Here is a 17,654-nt window from a genome sequence, read left to right on the forward strand (position 1 = left end):
GGCACGCTCGGCCTGACCGCCGTCATCGTCGTACGGCGGTCAGCCCCCACCCCAGCACCAGCCACACGCCCGCCACCACGCACACCCCGCCCCAGCCGAAGTGGCTGAAGGCGAACCCGGCGAGGGCGGAGGCGCCGGCGCCGCCCGCGAAACCGGCGACCACGTACGCGGTGTTGGCGGTGGCCGGGGTGGACGTGGCGGTCAGGGCGAGGGTCTGGTTGGCGACGTGGGACGCCACCAGTGCCGCGTGGATCAGGACGGCGGCGGCGAACAGCGCGCCCAGGGTGTGCCCGCCCAGCCAGAACAGCGGTACGGAAACGGCGGCGAGCAGATACGCGGACCGCACCACACGCGCCGCGCCGAACCGGTCCACGAGCCCGCCGGCCAGCGGTGCCACCGCGGTCGCCGTCAGTCCGAAGAGCCCGAAGAGCCCGGCCGCCGCGGTGGACAGCCCGTACGCCGGCCCGGTCAGCAGCAGGGCGAGCGAGGTCCACAGCGCGCTCCACGCCCCGAACATCCCGGCCTGTCGCAGGCAGGCGCGCCACAGGTCGGGCGAGTGGCGCAGCACCGAGGGCAGCGCGGCCAGCCCGGCGAACAGCGGGCCTTCCCGCCGCCGCTGCGACGGCAGGACGAGGGTGGTCGCGAGCCCCAGGACGAGGGTGAGTACGGCCGCGCCCGCGAACACCCACCGCCAGCCGAAGGCCTGCCCGGCCAGTCCGCCCAGAACCCGGGCCGCGACGATGCCGGTGAACAGGCCCGCGATGACGGCCGCGACATGGCGGGCACGCCGCTCGGCCGGGGCGCGTTCGGCGACCAGCGGGACGAGCAGCTGCGGGATGACGGTCGCGGCCGAGGCGACGAACACGGCGACCGCGAGAGCGGTGACACCCGGGGCGGCCGCGCTGGCGGCCAGCGCGACGGTGGTGACGAGTGTGAGCCCGCCGACCAGCCGGCGCCGGTTCGCGCTGTCGCCGAGCGGGGCGAAGAACAGCAGGCCGACCGCGTAGCCGAGCTGCGCGACCGAGGCGATCCAGGCGATGGCCGAGGGTGCCGAGCCGAAGTCGCGCGCCATGAGCGAGAGCAGCGGCGCGGCGAGGTAGATGTTGGCGGCGGTGACCGCGCTGCACACGGCGATCAGGGTGAGGAAGAGACCGGGGGCGGGCGTACGCGGCTCCGGCACGGGGGCGGTGCCGGCCGGGCGGGACGTGCTCGTGGCTGTGGTCGCTGACGGCATGGGAGGGGGACTCCTTGGAGTCGACTCTAACAACTAACTGGTTGGTTGGATGATGGGGCAACAGTGTGGGCCGCCCTTCGATTCCCTGTCAACCAAACGGTTGGTTACTTGGCGCGCTACCCTCTCCCCCATGGGAGCAGCAAGGGACCCCGAGGCCACCAAGGCCCGGATTTTCGAGGCGGCGGTCGCCGAGTTCGCCCGGCACGGCATCGCCGGCGCCCGCATCGACCGCATCGCCGCCGAGGCGAAGGCCAACAAGCAGTTGATCTACGCCTACTTCGGCAACAAGGCGGAGCTGTTCGCGATCGTCCTCGAGAGGAAGATGCTGCACCTCGCCGAGGCCGTCCCCATCGACCCGGACGACATCGAGGGCTGGATCGACCGCCTGATGGACTACCACGCCGCCCACCCGGAGCTGCTGCGCCTGCTCTTCTGGGAGGGCCTGGAGTACGGCAGCGCCGAACTGCCCCACGAGTCAGACCGCCAGGAGCACTACGCCCGCAAGGTCGCCGCCCTCCGGGACGGCCAGGACCGGGGTGTCGTCACCGACGCCATCCCCGCGGCAGACCTGCTGTTCCTGCTGACGGCCCTGGCCAACTGGACCGCGGTCGTGCCGCAGATGCGGCGCATCCTGGTCGGCGGCGAGGATCCCGACCGGGACCGCCTGCGCACCTCGGTCAAGGAGGCGGCCCGCCGCCTCACGGCCCGATAGCGCGCCCGGACGGTCCTAGTCGTTTCCTGGCTGGTCCTGGACGTTCCTAGTTCGTCCCGATCCGGGACAGCAGGTCGACGATCCGGGTCTGCACCTCGCCGCTGGTGGACCGCTCGGCGAGGAAGAGCACCGTTTCCCCGGAGGCCAGCCGCGGCAGGTCGGCCTGGTCGACGGCGGCCGTGTAGACGACGAGCGGGGTGCGGTTGAGCTGCCCGTTCGCGCGCAGCCAGTCCACGATCCCGGCCTGCCGCCGGTGCACCTGCATCAGGTCCATCACGACCAGGTTCGGCCGGAACTGCCCCGCCAGCGTCACCGCGTCGGCGTCACTCGCCGCCCGCGCGACCTGCATCCCGCGCCGCTCCAGCGTCGCCGTCAGCGCCAGCGCGATCTCCGCGTGCTCCTCGATCAGCAGCACGCGCGGCGGGTGCTGCTCACTGTCGCGCGGCGCCAGCGCCTTCAGCAGGACGGCGGGATCGGCACCGTACGCCGCGTCCCGCGAGGCCTGCCCGAGTCCGGCCGTGACCAGGACGGGCACCTCGGCGGCGACGGCGGCCTGCCGCAGCGACTGCAACGCCGTACGCGTGATCGGCCCGGTCAGCGGGTCGACGAACAGCGCGGCGGGGAAGGCCGCGATCTGCGCGTCGACCTCCTCGCGCGAGTTCACGATCACGGGCCGGTAGCCGCGGTCGCTCAGCGCCTGCGAGGTGCTGACGTCCGGCGCGGGCCACACCAGCAGCCGCCGCGGATTGTCCAGCGGCTCCGGCGGCAACTCGTCGTCCATCGGCTGCGGCAGCGGCGGATCGGCCACCTCGACGGCACCGCCCGGCCCGTCCAGCGGCTCCGGCCCCTCGGCGGCGTTCTCGTCCGGCGCGCCTATGGCGTACGACCGTCCACCGCCCTCGGTCATCTGCGCGAGCCGCGACTGACCGGCGAGGGACGGCTGCGCCGGGACGGGCGCGGGGGCCGGGGCGGTGCCCTGCGCGGGCGTCGGCTCGGCCACCGGATGCGGGCGCGCGGCCTGCTCCGGGCGGGGCGCCGGTTCCTGGCGGGAGGTCTGCTCGTTCCGCCCGGACTGCTCCGTCCGCGCGGCCGGGTCGGGCGGCGTGCCGAGCTTGCGGCGCCGGCCCGATCCGCCCGACTGGTGCGGGGGCGGCGTCGCCGACTGCTGGGACACGGGCGCACCCGGCGCCTGCGGCACGGAAGCGGCCGAGGGACGCGCGCCGGGCATGCCCGACGGCTGCTGCACGTGGGCCGCCTGCCGGTTGAACGGCACGCCCTGACCCAGCGTCCGCACGCTGATCGCCCGCCCCTGCGTCGAGTTCGGGTCGACGGGCGCGGCCGCCTCCGCGGGCAGGGGCTGAGCCGCCCGCTGCGCCTGCGCCGCGCCCTCCGGGGGCAGCGGGGTGCCAGGGGGCGGGGTGTGGGACTGCGAGGTAGGGGCCGGCGTCTGGGTCTGTGCCTGGGCCTGGGCCGCAGGGGTGCCATTCGGGGGTGCAGGGTGGTGGGCGGTGCCGTTGGGCGGTACCGACTGTGCCGCGCCGTTCGGGGGCATGGCGAAACCGGTCCCCGTGCTGTCGTCGGCGGCGGGCCAGGGCTGTGGCTGGGGGACCGGGGTGCCTTGGGCCGGGGACGGGGACTGGGCTCCGGGGGTGGCGGTGCCCGGAGCAGGGGTTCCCTGGGCCGGGGTGCCTTGCCCGGGGGCGGCCTCGGCGGGGAGCGGCTGACCGGCGGAGGGCTGCTGCTCCGGCGCGGCGACGCCCTGCTGTGGCAGGGGCTGCGCGCCATGTGGCTGGTTCACGGAGGCAGGCTGGAGCGCCTGACCCGGCAGGGCCGCCTGCACGCTGTGCCCGAGACCGCCCGGGGCGGGGACGGACACGCCCTGCGGGGGTAGGGCGGCACCTTGCGGGGGTACGGCGACGCCCTGCGGGGGCGCGGCGACGCCCTGGGGCGGGACTGCGGTGCCCTGCGGCTGGGGGACGGTGCCCTGCGGGCTGTTCCCCTGAGGCTGAACGGCGTCGCCCTGCGGGTGAGCGGCGTTCCCCTGCGCCGGAACCGCCACGCCCTGCGGCGGCACGGCCGTACCGGGCGAGACCTGCCCGGCGGCCACCCCGGCCTGGACGGGCGCACCCTGACCCGGCGCGCCCTGCCCCGGAACGGCCTGGCCCACCGGAATCTGACCAGTGACGTCCTGCTGCGCGGGGATTCCCTGCACAGGCGCCGCGCCCGGCGCCTGAACTCCGCTCCCCTCGGCCGGCTGAGCCGCAACGGCCCGCCGCCGACGCCCGGTCGGCGCACTCGTGGGATGCGGCTGGGGCGGGGTGTGATCGGCGGACTGGTCGTGCGGGACGGCGTCGTGCCGCCCCTCCTCGACAGCCACGTCACCGACGGCAGCCGAACCGGGAACCGCCACGGCCCCCTGTCCCTGCCCCGGCACCTGTCCCTGACCGGGCACACCACCCGGCGCTACCTGCTGCCCCTGGTCGGCAAGGCCGGTCGGTCCGGCCGATCCGGCCGGGGCCTGATCCGCCTCGGCCGGCGGCAGTGCGAACACCGGACGCGGCCCAGCCGCCGCCGCCTCCTGCGCGGCCGCCCGCTCGGCGGCGGCAGCCAGGGCCCGCCGCCGACGCCCGGTCGGCTGCGAAGCCTGGGCCTGCCCCTGGGCCGCGTCACCGGAACCCGCGGCGGCCTCGCCGGACGGCGCGGGCAGGGCCGGCGGCAGCGCGTGCTGCTCGCCGGGCTCACGCCCGGCCCGCCGCCCGGCGGGCGCGGGCACGCCCTGCGGCGGAACGGTCCCGCCCAGCCCCGTGCCCGAGGCGGCGGTTCCCGCCGCATGCTCGGCGGCCGTGACGACGGCCCCTTCGGCGACACCCTGGACGGCACCCCCGACGGGCAGGGCCGGAGCCGCACCGGCCTGCTCGGCCGCACGCCGCCGCCGCCCGGTACCGCCCGACACGGCCGCGTCCTCACCGGAGGCCTGCGCGGCGGGAAGGGCAGCCGGTTCCCCGGCGGCCCGCCTCCTGCGCCGCCCGGTGGGCGCGGCCCCCTCGGAACCGGCCCCACCAGGCCCAGCACTCTCAGCCGGCACGTCGGCGTCCAGGAAGGCGTCGGTGTTGGCCCGCCGCGCCCGGCGCCGCCCCCCACCGGAGGTCTGCCCACCGGAGGTCTGCTCACCGGGGGCAGCGGGCATCCCCTCGTCGACCGCTTGGGCGGCCTGGGCTGCGGCATCCGCGGCGACCGCCCCGGCCCCGCCCCCGATCGGCACTTCGAGGACGTAGGCGCTACCGCTCATCCCCGGCACTTCATGCGTCTGGAGCACGCCACCGTGAGCCCGGACGATCCCCCGGACGATGGGCTCGTGCACGGTGTTGCCGCCGGCGTACGGCCCACGCACCTCGATGCGTACGCCCTCGCCCCTCTGCGCCGCCGCGACCACGACGGTGTTGTCCATGTAACCGCCCGCCGACACGGGCGTGTTGCCGGTCGCGTCGACGCCCGCCACGTCCGCGACCAGATGCGCGAGGGCGGTCGCGAGCAGCCGGGGATCGACCTCGGCCTCGATGGGCGGCGCGTGCACGGCGAACTGCACCCGCCCGGGCCCGATGAGCTCGACGGCCCCGTCGACACCGGCGGCGACGACGGCGTCCAGCATCACCTTCGTACGGGAGATGCCCTCGCTGCCCGCGTCGAGCCGCTGATAGCCGAGGACGTTGTCGATGAGCGTCGTGATGCGCGAATACCCGGCGGACAGGTGGTGCAGCACCTGGTTGGCCTCGGGCCACAGCTGCCCGGCGTCGTCCGCGGCCAGCGCGGCCAGCTCGCGCCGCAGCTCCTCCAGCGGCCCGCGCAACGACTGCCCGAGCAGGGTCAGCAACTGCTCGTGCCGCGCGGCGAGCGCCTCGTACCGGTCCTTCTCCCGCTCCCCGAGGGCGGCGTACCGGTCCTCGTTCGCGCCGAGTTCCTCGGCGTGCCGCTCGCGCAGCTCCTCCAGCTCGGTGACGTGCTGCTGGCGCAGCGCGGTCAGCTCGGAGGCGTGCTCCTCGGAGATCCGCTCCAGCTCTTCCTCGTGGCGCTTCTGAGCCGCCTCCTTCTCCTCGACGACGGCGTCGTACGGCCGCCGGTCGGTGAAGGTCATCACGGCGCCGACGAGCTGGTCGCCGTCGCGCACGGGCGCGGTCGTCAGATCGACCGGCACCTTGCCGCCGTCCTTGGCGTACAGCACCTGCCCGCGCACCCGGTGCTTGCGCCCGGAGCGCAGGGTGTCGGCGAGCGGCGAATCCTCGTACGGGAAGGGCGACCCGTCGGCGCGCGAGTGCAGCACGAGATCGTGCAGTGCGCGCCCGCCGAGATCGCTGGCCCGGAAACCCAGTATCTGAGCGGCGGCCGGATTGACCAGCACGACCCGCCCGTCGGTGTCGGTCCCGACGACGCCCTCGGACGCGGCCCGCAGGATCATCTCGGTCTGCCGCTGCGACCGCGCGAGCTCGGCCTCGGTGTCGACGGTCCCGGTCAGGTCCCTCACGACGAGCATGAGCAGCTCGTCACCGCTGTACCCGTACCCGTCGTAGGCCTGCTGCCCGTTCTCCAGATTCGCACTGGTGACCTCGACGGGGAACTCGGTCCCGTCCGTCCTGCGCGCGATCATCCGGGTCGGCTTGGTCCGGGCATGCGGATCGAGGTGCTCAGGCCGTCGCATGGACCCCGGGATGAGCTTGGAGTCGAACTGCGGAAGCAGATCGAGCAGCCCGCGCCCCACCAGAGCGGTCCCCGGAGTCTCGAAGGCCTCCAGGGCGATGGTGTTGGCGTTGACGACCGTCCCATTGGCGTTGACCAGCACCAACGCGTCGGGAAGAGCGTCCAGTATGGCTGCGAGGCGAGCAGCGCCTCGGGATGGCCTGCTGCTCACGAGACGCTTCCTCCCTGTTACCGCACCTTGCCGACCGCTCGGGCCATCTTGCCAACCGTCCCGCAGCGTGTCACGCGAGGGAGTCTAAGGGCTGCGGTTGCGCTCGCGACGCCGGATGAGAGCGAGGTCGCACGAGGAAGTGACCCCGAACTGACGACCGAGTAACCGTCAAACGCCCGCCCTCCTGCGACGACGTCGCGGGACCTTCGCGGGACCTTTACGAGGACAGTGTTTCTGTACCTTTTCGCCCAGGTGGCCGGTTGGAGGCGTGCGTGGCCGGATAGGGACGCCGAATGCCGACACGCGCTTCCCCCGGATCCTTTCCTTCAGGAGCGCTGCTGGGCCCTCATGTCCGGCAGCAGCGGCACGAGCCGGTCCCAGCGGGCGATCCCGCATCCGTCACGGCGGTCGTACGTGGCGTCGACGGGCCGACCGGCCCAGGTCCCGGTGACGTGCGCGGTGGCCGGCCCGCCGTACTGCATGGTGCAGAAGCCGCCTTCCGGGACGGGTGCGAAGACGTCCTTCCCCCACCGCGTGTCCCGTTTCAGGGCGGCACAGGCTCCGCGCGGGTCGGGATGGCTGCCGCCGTCGGGCCCGCAGTGAAGCTCGTACGTCCCGTCGGCCTCACCGCCCGCGTTGCGCACCGTGACGGTGAGATGGTCCCGGTCCGTGCCCTGGCGGCCATCGAGCCCGGCGGGGGACGGGCCGGCCTGGGCGTACGCGGCCGGGGGCACCGCGGCCAGCGACCCGAAGGCGGCGACGGAGGCGGCGACCCCGACGACGAGCCGCCGCAGCCCGGGACGAGCGATGGTCCGGGAGGTTAGGGAGGCCCAGGAGGCCTGGGGGACCCGGGAGGTCCCGGACGCGTTTCCGGGGTCACCCCGGCGAATGGCATGCGAGATCGACATGCCCTGACTAACGCGGCGCGGCCCGGTACGTTGCGCGCCGGTCCGAGGCGCCGCACGACTCCACCGCACTCCTCGCCACCCCGCACCCCGCAAAGCCGCTCTCCGGCACACCCCCGGTGCCGCCGCACCGGCCGGACAAGGCCTTTGCCCTGCGCCCTTTCCGCCTAGTACCGTGGGGGTCGATTGGTGACAGCACGCTCGACTGTGTCATCATCGGCACGCACCGACTCGCGCTCGCGCGGGAGGATGTGCCTGGAGGCGTCGCCTAGTCCGGTCTATGGCGCCGCACTGCTAATGCGGTTTGGGTCTTAAAGCCCATCGAGGGTTCAAATCCCTCCGCCTCCGCACTTGATCACGAAGCCCCGGTCACCCGACCGGGGCTTCGGCGTCTCCGCCCCCGTCACTCGATGCGCCTCTGGGGCCGTTTCCGCAGGTCACAAGCGGTATGGCAAACGGATTTCACATGGCGGCGGCGGTCATGTAATGTTCTTCCTGTCGCCGCGAGCGAGCCGGAAGGCCCGAGAGCGGCGAAAAACAGAACAAGCACTCGTAGCTTAACGGATAGAGCATCTGACTACGGATCAGAAGGTTGCAGGTTCGAATCCTGCCGAGTGCACAGCAGGCCAGAGGCCCTAAGGATCACTCCTTAGGGCCTCTGGCTTTTGCGTTGACGGCAGCGGTTGACGGTAACCGGCCGCAGCTCGGCTTGCGGCCCCGGCGGGGGCGGGGGTGAGTGTCGGTGACGATCGAAGGGGGCGGTGCGATTCACATGCGCCACTCGCGCAGCTGCCAAGATCACGATCTTGGTCTCTGCCGGCTCGATGATGTAGCGCGCGGGGCTTTGCGTATGGATGGCTCCTGGCCTTGGAAGCCTGACTGTCAGTGGGTGCCGGTACCCTGGTGTTGAGCTCTTCCCTAAACACAAGATGTTGTGGTGAGTCATCGATACCTCACCATATGTAGGGGTGTCTTGCTTGCTGACGGGTCGTAAGTGGTGCTTCACTAGGTGCGCCAAACCAAAGCAGGCCCCAGCCGGGGCCCAACTCGAGGTTGGGCGCATGGCATGGGGCCTGATGCGTTGGTCGCGCCTTCGGACCCTATCGCCCCATCTTGGTTCCTCCAAGATGGCCGTCCCGTGCGTCCGTCCTCAGAAACGGATGTGCCATGACAGGCCGACCCAATACTCGGGACGTGTCGAAGCGCGGTGATGGCTGGGCAGTGACGAAGCCCGGAGCCGAGAGAGCCAGTGCAGTTCTGCCGACTCAGGCTGAGGCGGTCTCGCGTGCCAAGGAGATCTTGGCCAACGACGGCGGCGGCGAGCTGCGTGTCCGTGGCAAGAACGGCCAGGTGCGGGAGCAGAACACCGTCCCGCCGGGCAGCGACCCGAAGAAGTCGAAGGGCTGATCGCGGTGGACAAGTACGTGATCAATAAGGACTTCAGCGGGAAGCGTGAGGTTGAAGCCACCGGGTTCAAGACTGTTGGCGACTTCATCGACTTCTACACCCTCGACAGCGACGGTGACATCGTCGTGACGCTCAGGATCCGGTCCGCTCGGGTAGAAACCATTGACCTGATCAGCGGCTGACTCAGGTAGGCCCGTGCTGAGACGGAGCCCCTGCCAACGCGGCGAGGGCTCCGTCTCGGCACCGGGTATGCGGAACCACAGTGGTTCCAGTCAGGGCCTCGGTTTCGCCTCCACCTATTCACCCAGCTTCGTGTCGTCGTCCTTCCGCAGGGCTTGGCCCACGCGGTCGAAGGCCGAGCGCTGCGAGTCGAGCCGGACGAAGGTGTAGATGTCCATGGTCACGCGAATCGAGCTGTGACCCAGGACTTCCATGATCATGCGGGCGTCGGCGCCCTGTTCGTGGAGGAGCGAGGCGCAGGTGTGGCGGAGGTCGTGGAAGCGGACTTTGCGGACGCCGGCACGGACGCACAGCGCCTCGAAGGAGCGGTTCAGGTTGCGCGGCTCGATGGGCGTGCCGTTCTTCGTGGTGAAGACAAGGCCCTGGGCGGTCCCCTTCCAGTTCGCGCCAGCGGCTTTGCGATCGGCGAGCTGCTGGGCGCGCTGAGCGCGAAGGGCAGTAACGCACTCGGACGGCAGCGCCACGCGGCGGGCCGAGCGCTGAGTCTTCGGCGCGACGATCAACAGTTCGCCGCCGACCCGCTGTAGGGCCTGCCGGACAGTGAGGACGCCTTCGTGGAGATCCACGTCCGACCAGCGCAGCCCCAGCAGCTCACCGCGCCGCAGGCCGATGCGAACCGCCAGCTCGTACGCGGCCCACAGTCGGTTGTCTCGGGCCGCCGCCAGGAGCTGACGCCCCTCTGTAACCGTGAGCGGTTCTATCTCACGCTTCGTTCCCATGCTCAGCTCCACGTTCCGGGCCACATTGCGGGGCAGCTCGTCCTCACGTACGGCGTGCTGGGGGGCGGCCCGCAGGATCACCAGAAGGAAGCGCACGGTCCGGTCTGAGGGGAGCTTCGTGCAGCACTTGCCGAGGGCGCAGCAGCGCCGCTTGTGCTCGGGCCGGTTCTTGTCCTTGCCCTGCGCGCAGCACTGGCAGGTGGCCGCCGTCTTGGTCAGGAAGGCCCGGATGTCGCGGGCGGTAAGCCGGGCCAGCTTCTTCCGGCCGAACTCGGGCGTGACGTAGTTGCGGACGAGCGATTCGTAGTTGACGTAGGTGGTCCTGCGGACCTTGCCCTGGGCGACGTTCGTGAGCCAGTACGTCAGGTACTCGGCGATGGTCATCTTGCTGGTGGAGACCGGCAGGCCGTTCAGGGAGTCGGCCTTGAGCCTGGTCAGCTTCTCGTGCGCCTCGTCCCAGGTTCTGCCGTAGACGCTCCGCCGCCTGTACGTGCCGTCCGTGGTGAGCACGTACGCACTGCCCTCCCAGCGGCCGTCTTTCCGCTGGTAGATGGTGCCCTCGTTGTTGGCGTTTTTCTTCGGCTTGGCCATCAGGCGGCTTCCTGTTCGATGCGGAGGGAAACGTAGGCGTCCACGGCGGCTTCGCTGATACGGCGACAGCGGCCGATCTTGAAGGAGGCGAGTTCGCGGGAGCGGATCAGGTCGTGGACCTTCCAGCGGCTGATGCCGAGACGTTCGGCGACCTGGTCCACGGTGAGTACGGCCGTCGTCATGCGGGCAGCAGTCCTTCCTGCTTGAGGCGTTGGGTGTGCGCTATGCCTTGGCGGACCTGAGCGGCTAGAAGTTCCTCGCCGGGGCGGTAGCCGCTGCAGAGGTACGTCCACGAGGAGGCGGTGACGAGGGTGGTGTTCTCGTCGTTGGCGGGAAGGCCGGCGCGGGCACGGGCGGCTTCGGTTTGGGCGAGGCGCCAGGCCCGGCGGACGTCGCGGAGGGCGCCCAGGGTCGTGGAGTAGGCGCGGGACTTGCTGGAGAAGTGGCCGCGGAAGCCGAGCATGTGGGCCCACTTCCAGAGCTTGAGGTCAGCGAACTCCGGCAGGTTCCCGAGATCCCAGGCGGTGCGGATCATCTGGCGGACGTGCCGTTGCACGGGCAGGGCCTTGATGGGTTCGGCCTGTCCGGTGCCTTCGCAGTCGTCGCACAGGTCGCGGAAGCCGTCGGGACCTCGTATGTAGCCGCGTCCATGGCAGGGGCGGCACATAAGGGTGCGGTCTACGGTGCCCGCGCCTTCGGCGTTCTTGGTGGCGTATTTGGCGACGTATCCGGCGACCTTGGCGTCGGTGAGTTCGCCGTCGCCCAGGGCGGAAATCTGGTCGACCTTGAATCGGTCGCCCCACTTGAGCACGCGTTCTCCGATGGCGTCGGACTCGACGGTGAGCCGGGCCCGTTCGACCGCCATGCCCACGGCGACCTGGAGGGCGTCGAAGGTGCCCCAGGCCGGGGGTGTGGTGGTGTGGCCGTCGGGTCCGTCGAAGCGGATCACGGCGTGGAAGTGGACCAGGCCGCGCTTCTGGTATTCGGCGACCTTGGCGAAGGAGACGCGGAGGGCGGAGTTCAGCGCCTTCTGCGTCATGCCGAGGTGTTCGGCCAGGGCACGGCGCAGGTAGGTGGTGAGTTCACGTCACATTGACGAGATGCGCCATGAGGTCTTCGCCTCGGGCCAGGACTGTGCGTTAGTGGCGGGACCTTGCTGTCCGACCTAGTCGAAGGCGGGACCCAGTGAAACCCGCATTGCAGCGCCGAGCTTGCGCAAGGCGATGTCGCAGGACATGCGCGTGATCGCTAGGAGCCAGTGATGGACGAGCGCTCCTGTACCCGGAGTGGCGGATTCGCCTGTTCAGCCAGACCGGTACTGCTGCGCCCGTCTGCGGGTGGCAAGTGACGGTGAAAGACCGGCCTGAGAGCCACGCCGCCACTATCCTGGGTTCAACGTGAAGAAGTGGCATATATCGGGGGCGGGGTCATGCACATCCAGGTACTGGCCGAGGGTGACGAACGGGCGCTGACGGATCTTCGTACGTGGCTGGGCCGTGATCCAGGGACAGCCAGGCTACCCGTTGAAGCAGTGACCGGTGACGGCCCGACCATGAGCGTGCTGGAAGCACTTGACGTGCTTCTCGGCAACGCGACCAACATCGCGAATTTTGCCGTGGCCTACGCAACCTGGCGCACCACGCGGCCGAGGGGCGCGGTCGGCGGGGCAAGGACGCTGGTGCACGGCGACAGCACGATTGACATCGGGCACCTCTCCGCAGAGGAACTTGCCGAGCTGCTGCGACGGCTACACGGTGACGATGGTGGTGTGGCCCCCGAACGCCCTAATCATGCTTGATCAGGCCGCTTCCCGCGCAGTGTTGTTCGGCGTCCATGCCTATCAGCACTTGCCAGCACTGGACGGCGTCCGGCATAACGTGCCCACCCTGCGGAATTTGCTGACCGCGAAAGAGGCAGGCGGGCTTGCTGGCGAGCACTGTGTGGCGGTGCCTGCTAACAGCACACCGGCGGTGTTGCTGGACGCCGTGCAGGACGCCGCGGATCACGCGCGTGGCCTACTGCTGGTGTACTACGCCGGTCACGGTCACTTTGGTCGTGACGGTCGCACTCTGTTACTGGGAACCGAGGCGTCCCGCCCGGACCGCCCGCACCACTCGGTTGCCTACGATGAGATTCGGGCGATCGTGGCTGGCTCCCAGGCCCGGCACCGCGTCGTGATTGTCGACTGCTGTTTCAGTGGCGCAGCCCTGCCCATGGCCGGGCAGGAAGGCGACCCGACCGCTGCGGACTTCGACATTGAGGGCGCTTGCGTGCTGACTTCGTCCGCCGAAACTGAGCGGTCGTTGTGCCTACCGGATGGCAGCGTCTTCACACGCGAGCTGACCTTTCTCCTACGCGACGGCCTGTCCGGGGAACTTAGCGAGGGCAGACGCGGCGAACACCTCGCTGTGCTTACCATGGCCGACGTCTATGAAGCCCTGCGCGGGCGATTGAGCGGACGCACGTTGGACGGTCACCGGGTGCCGATACCCCGGATGAGCACCCGGGATGGCGGCCACCGGATTCCTCTTGCAACCAACCAGGCCCACACTCCACCGGCAGTCCCCCCATCAACCGAATCCTTAGAACCCCCTGCCCCCACCGTGCAGGTGACGGTGCACACCGCCTATGCGGCCACGCCGTATTTCACCGGTCGTCAAGACGAGCTCGAGGAATTAGAACGCGCGGCCAGGCAGCCAGCTGCGGTGTGCCTCGTGCATGGACGCGGCGGCCAAGGCAAGAGTGAGCTGCTACGGGCCGCGGCAGCCCGCATTGCCCCGAGCTTCCCTGGCGGCTGCCTGGAGGTCGACCTACGGGGCTGGACACCCGACGAACAGCCTCGTGACCCGCACATGGTCATTGCCGAGCAACTTCACCACATGGGTTACGGTCCTGACCTCATTCCGGAAGATCTGAGCGCACGAGCCGAAACGTGGCGTCTGTTCCTCAAGCAGCATGCGGTACTGCTGCTACTCGACAATGCCCGTGATGCAAGGCAACTAGCGCCGCTGTTGCCCTCCGCCGGGTCGCCGAGCGCGGTTCTGATCTCCAGCCGCTCCGAACTGCCGGAGCTCGGCGTCCATTGGCGATGTGAACTGCCCCCTCTGCCAGCCGCTCACTGCGTCACCGTCTGGCACAAGATGGGCGTGCCCCAGGACACTGGCAGCCTCGACCAGATTGCTGACCGCATTAGCGGCAGCCCCTTGGCCCTGGGGCCGGTCGGCACTAGCCTGTTGCGCGGCGCCTCCCCTGCCGCCATCCTCGCCTCGCTGGCCGGTCCGGAGCGCTACGCCGCTTTCCCTAGCCTTGACGCTGCGGAGCGAGCCGCCTTCACAAGCGCCTACAACGCCCTCGACGCCGACCTGCGCAACCTGATTCACCAGTGTGCCTGGCATCCCGGACCCGATTTCGCTCCCGATTCCCTCGCCGCCATGGCCCAACGCCCGGAACACGAGATTGAGGTCCGGCTCGCCGAGATCGAACAGCTCCTGATCCGTCAACGCAACCGCTATGGCTTCCACGACAGTAGCCTCAGCTACGCTCGCCAAACGGCCGCACTTCATTCTGCCCAAGACGAGGAACAGGCCAGCAGGCACCGGCTCTATCGACACCTACAAATCAGGCTTAAACAAGCCCGGGACGTTCTGCACGTTAGTGCGCGCCACAATGATCAAAAGGTGCTAAACGCACGCCAGTGGCTCGATGGGCATGCACAGGAACTCCAAGCCGCCGCGCGCGCCTCCAGCACGGACAACTGGCCGCAGGTAGCCGACTTCCTACAAGCCGTCGGTACATCGCTCTATCTGGATGATCGATACATCGAAGCTCAGGAACTCTTCCAGCAGATCCTAGGCACCACCTCTCCCACTTCTTTCGACCACGCCGGCGCCTTCAAAGGCCTCGGTGAGATTCACCGTTTGCAGGGCCGGTATGAGGAAGCCACGGCTGCCTTCCAGGAGGCCCTGACCATCTACCAGGCCCTTGGCAGTCGCAGCGGTCAGGCTGGCGCCATGCAGGGCCTCGGCGAGATCCACCGCTTGCAGGGCCGAGATGAGGAAGCCACCGCTGCCTACCAGGAGGCCCTGGCCATCTTCCAGGCTCTCGGTGATCGCCTCGGTCAGGCCTACGTTACTCAGGGCCTCGGCGAGATCCACCAGGCGCAGGGCCGGTATGAGGAAGCTACCGCTGCCTACCAGGAGGCCTTGACCATCTTCCAGGCTCTCGGTGATCGCCTCGGTCAGGCCTACGTTACTCAGGGCCTCGGCGAGATCCACCGCTTGCAGGACCGGTATGAGGAAGCCACCGCTGCCTACCAGGAGATCCTGGCCATCTTCCAGGCTCTCGGTGACCGCCTCGGTCAGGCTGGCGCCATGCAGGGCCTCGGTCAGATTCACCAGGCGCAGGGCCGATACGAGGAAACCACCGCTGCCTACCAGGAGGCCCTGACCATCTACCAGGCTCTCGGCAATCGCAGCGGTCAGGCTGGCGCCATGCTGGGCCTCGGCGAGATCCACCGCTTGCAGGGCCGAGATGCGGAAGCTACCGCTGCCTTCCAGGAGGCCCTGACCATCTACCAGGCCCTAGGTGACCGTAGCGGCCAGGCCGGCACCATGCTGGGCCTCGGTGAGATTCACCAGGCGCAGGGCCGATATGAGAAAACCACCGCTGCCTTCCAGGCAGCCCTGACCATCTACCAGGCCCTAGGTGACCGTAGCGGCCAGGCCGGCACCATGCAGGGCCTCGGCGAGATCCACCGCTTGCAGGGCCGGTATGAGGAGGCCACGGCTGCCTTCCAGGAGGCCCTGACCATCTACCAGGCCCTTGGCAATCGCAGCGGTCAGGCTGACGCCAAGCTGGGCCTCGGCGAGATCCACCGCTTGCAGGACCGGTATGAGGAAGGGACCGCTGCCTACCAGGAGGCCCTGACCATCTACCAGGCTCTCGGCAATCGCAGCGGTCAGGCTGGCGCCATGCAGGGCCTCGGCGGGATTTACCGCTTGCAGGACCGGTATGAGGAAGGAACCGCTGCCTTCCAGGAGGCCTTGGCCATCTTCCAGGCTCTCGGTGATCGCCTCGGTCAGGCCTACGTTGCGCAGGGCCTCGGTGAGATTCACCAGGCGCAGGGCCGGTATGAGGAGGCCACGGCTGCCTTCCAGGAGGCCTTGACCATCTTTCAGGCTTTCGGTGATCGCCCCGGTCAGGCCTACGTTGCGCAGGGCCTCGGTGAGATTCACCAGGCGCAGGGCCGGTATGAGGAGGCCACGGCTGCCTTCCAGGAGGCCTTGACCGTCTTTCAGGCTTTCGGTGATCGCCTCGGTCAGGCCTACGTTACGCAGGGCCTCGGCGAGATCTACCGCTTGCAGGACCGGTATGAGGAAGCCACCGCTGCCTTCCAGGAGGCCTTGACCATCTTCCAGGCCCTGGGTGACCGCCTCGGTCAGGCTGGCGCCATGCAGGGCCTCGGTCAGATTCACCAGGCGCAGGGCCGGTATGAGGAGGCCACGGCTGCCTTCCAGGAGGCCCTGACCATCTACCAGGCTCTCGGCAATCGCAGCGGTCAGGCTGGCGCCATGCAGGGCCTCGGCGAGATCCACCGCTTGCAGGGCCGAGATGCGGAAGCTACCGCTGCCTTCCAGGAGGCCCTGACCATCTACCAGGCCCTAGGTGACCGTAGCGGCCAGGCCGGCGCCACGTAGGTCTCTGCGCCGAGCTCGGCATCGCCAAGAGGGCTGATCTCTGCTAACAAGCTATTGACGCACACTGCGGCACCGAATCGCAGAAGAGCACCGCGGGAGTGGTCGACTGCGGTTGCGGCAGTTGCAATACCTCAGTGCCGCATTGAAGTAGCAGAGAAAGTTCAACTCAAGTTCTCCCGTGCGGTCGGGTGTCTGCTACCTCTCAGGCGGGGTGTAGGTAGGAGTGGCTCTGCTGCTGGGACGGGGATGAGGGCGGACACCCGGCGATGGTGTGAGCTTCAACTTGACGGCAATTCTGACGGCAACGACAGCACACACTCGCACTCGATCGCTGACCTGGGCGATCGAAATAGGAGACTGTCGGCACAGGGCACGACGCCCTGCCCGATCCTACGGATCAGAAGGTTGCAGGTTCGAATCCTGCCGAGTGCACACAGGTGAGAGGCCCCGGAGCGATTCGGGGCCTCTGGCGTTTCAGGGGCGTTCAACAGCGGGGTAGAGGGGCCCGACGGCGAGCCCCTGCGGCAGTGGGCCGGGGTCGGCCTCGACGCAGACGCACAGCGGTAGCTCCATGCGGCCCGGACCTTGTCTCTACTTTTCAGGCACCGCGTGGCCTGTCACGATCAAGCCGTGGCCAACCTTTCGAAGATCGCGAGTCGTCTGGACGCCGTCATGGACCTGATGGGTCCAGCGATCGCCGTCATGCTGCTGGCCATGGGCATCGAGACCTACCGCGACGGTGGTTCCTTGGGCTGGCCCATCGCGGGAGCGGTGCTGCTTGTGATCAATCTCTGGGTGGCCTGGCGCCGGCTCGCCAGGCGCCGGAAGCCGTCTCCTCAGTCGTAGCGACGCCACGCAGCCGCCCATGCCGAGAAGTGCGGTACAGCAGCAACGACGGCAGCCGACCTTGCTCGGGGTTCTAGGTGGCGGGTCTGTGTGGATCCCTCGGGCGTAGAAGCGAACGTACGGACGACTCGGGTTGGCGGCTTGCGCTGCTCTGCTTCCTGGAGCGCGCGCAGGAACGCGACCTGGCACGCACCCGGTGGATCGCCGACGAAGAGCGCCGCGAGGCGGAACGGCAGCAGCCGCGGCGTTACGCGACGGCCCGTCCTGCACCGGCCAAGGATATTACGGGCGAACCATCAGATCGATCAGCGATCGAACCCCGCTGACGAATCGAGGTCAACTGTCGAATGGGGCGCAAATCCCGCACGCCGAGCGCGACATTTTCCAGCCAAGTGCTTCGC

At 69.6% G+C, this 17,654-nt stretch carries 11 protein-coding genes, 2 tRNA genes and 1 pseudogene; 8 read left to right on the forward strand and 6 right to left on the reverse strand.

What is annotated here, in order from left to right; translation table 11 throughout:
* Window positions 1-22: 22 nt before the first annotated feature.
* Window positions 23-1,234: an MFS transporter gene (locus ABFX81_RS10555; RefSeq protein ID WP_086851757.1), complete on the reverse strand. Its 1,212-nt coding sequence runs from the start codon at window positions 1,232-1,234 to the stop codon at window positions 23-25.
* A gap of 130 nt (window positions 1,235-1,364) precedes the next feature.
* Between ABFX81_RS10555 and ABFX81_RS10560 the strand changes: the two genes are divergently transcribed.
* Complete coding sequence (locus ABFX81_RS10560; protein ID WP_086851755.1) at window positions 1,365-1,946, forward strand: TetR/AcrR family transcriptional regulator; 582 nt, start codon at window positions 1,365-1,367, stop codon at window positions 1,944-1,946.
* 46 nt (window positions 1,947-1,992) lie between these two features.
* Here the strand turns inward: ABFX81_RS10560 and ABFX81_RS10565 are convergent, their stop codons facing one another.
* Window positions 1,993-6,849, reverse strand: a complete 4,857-nt coding sequence (locus tag ABFX81_RS10565) for a PAS domain-containing protein (protein ID WP_346137948.1) — start codon at window positions 6,847-6,849, stop codon at window positions 1,993-1,995.
* 326 nt (window positions 6,850-7,175) lie between these two features.
* A complete protein-coding gene (locus ABFX81_RS10570) occupies window positions 7,176-7,643 on the reverse strand; it encodes an SSI family serine proteinase inhibitor (protein WP_428837160.1) in 468 nt (155 codons plus the stop codon).
* A gap of 368 nt (window positions 7,644-8,011) precedes the next feature.
* On the opposite strand from ABFX81_RS10570, the gene ABFX81_RS10575 reads away from it, so the two are divergent.
* The 4 genes from ABFX81_RS10575 to ABFX81_RS10590 all read left to right on the forward strand — a co-directional run bounded on the left by ABFX81_RS10575 (window position 8,012) and on the right by ABFX81_RS10590 (window position 9,343).
* A tRNA-Ser gene (locus ABFX81_RS10575) sits at window positions 8,012-8,102 on the forward strand.
* Between the two features lie 198 nt (window positions 8,103-8,300).
* A tRNA-Arg gene (locus ABFX81_RS10580) sits at window positions 8,301-8,373 on the forward strand.
* 548 nt (window positions 8,374-8,921) lie between these two features.
* A complete protein-coding gene (locus ABFX81_RS10585; protein WP_086843770.1) occupies window positions 8,922-9,161 on the forward strand; it encodes a DUF2188 domain-containing protein in 240 nt (79 codons plus the stop codon).
* A 5-nt stretch (window positions 9,162-9,166) separates the two neighbouring features.
* Window positions 9,167-9,343, forward strand: coding sequence for a hypothetical protein (locus ABFX81_RS10590; RefSeq protein WP_346137949.1), 177 nt, complete (start codon window positions 9,167-9,169; stop codon window positions 9,341-9,343).
* A gap of 114 nt (window positions 9,344-9,457) precedes the next feature.
* Here the strand turns inward: ABFX81_RS10590 and ABFX81_RS10595 are convergent, their stop codons facing one another.
* The 3 genes and pseudogenes from ABFX81_RS10595 to ABFX81_RS10605 all read right to left on the reverse strand — a co-directional run.
* Window positions 9,458-10,711, reverse strand: coding sequence for a tyrosine-type recombinase/integrase (locus ABFX81_RS10595; RefSeq protein WP_086843768.1), 1,254 nt, complete (start codon window positions 10,709-10,711; stop codon window positions 9,458-9,460).
* On the reverse strand, window positions 10,711-10,893 hold the full coding sequence (locus ABFX81_RS10600; RefSeq protein ID WP_086843766.1) for an excisionase family DNA-binding protein: 183 nt from the start codon (window positions 10,891-10,893) through the stop codon (window positions 10,711-10,713). Before ABFX81_RS10600 ends, ABFX81_RS10595 begins: the two co-directional genes overlap by 1 nt.
* Window positions 10,890-11,789 (reverse strand): annotated as a pseudogene (locus ABFX81_RS10605) (replication initiator); the annotation flags it as partial. The gene ABFX81_RS10600 and the pseudogene ABFX81_RS10605, both read right to left, overlap by 4 nt.
* 351 nt (window positions 11,790-12,140) lie before the next feature.
* Here ABFX81_RS10605 and ABFX81_RS10610 point away from each other — a divergent pair.
* From ABFX81_RS10610 to ABFX81_RS10620, 3 genes are all read left to right on the forward strand, one after another.
* Complete coding sequence (locus ABFX81_RS10610) at window positions 12,141-12,509, forward strand: effector-associated constant component EACC1 (protein ID WP_346137950.1); 369 nt, start codon at window positions 12,141-12,143, stop codon at window positions 12,507-12,509.
* Entirely contained in the window at window positions 12,502-16,407 is a 3,906-nt protein-coding gene (locus ABFX81_RS10615) for a caspase, EACC1-associated type (RefSeq protein ID WP_346137951.1), read from the forward strand. The genes ABFX81_RS10610 and ABFX81_RS10615 overlap by 8 nt, the downstream gene beginning before the upstream one ends.
* A gap of 630 nt (window positions 16,408-17,037) precedes the next feature.
* Entirely contained in the window at window positions 17,038-17,253 is a 216-nt protein-coding gene (locus ABFX81_RS10620) for a hypothetical protein (protein ID WP_086843761.1), read from the forward strand.
* Window positions 17,254-17,654 lie beyond the last annotated feature (401 nt).

The organism is Streptomyces coeruleofuscus, from assembly GCF_039532725.1.
Taxonomy (GTDB): domain Bacteria; phylum Actinomycetota; class Actinomycetes; order Streptomycetales; family Streptomycetaceae; genus Streptomyces; species Streptomyces coeruleofuscus.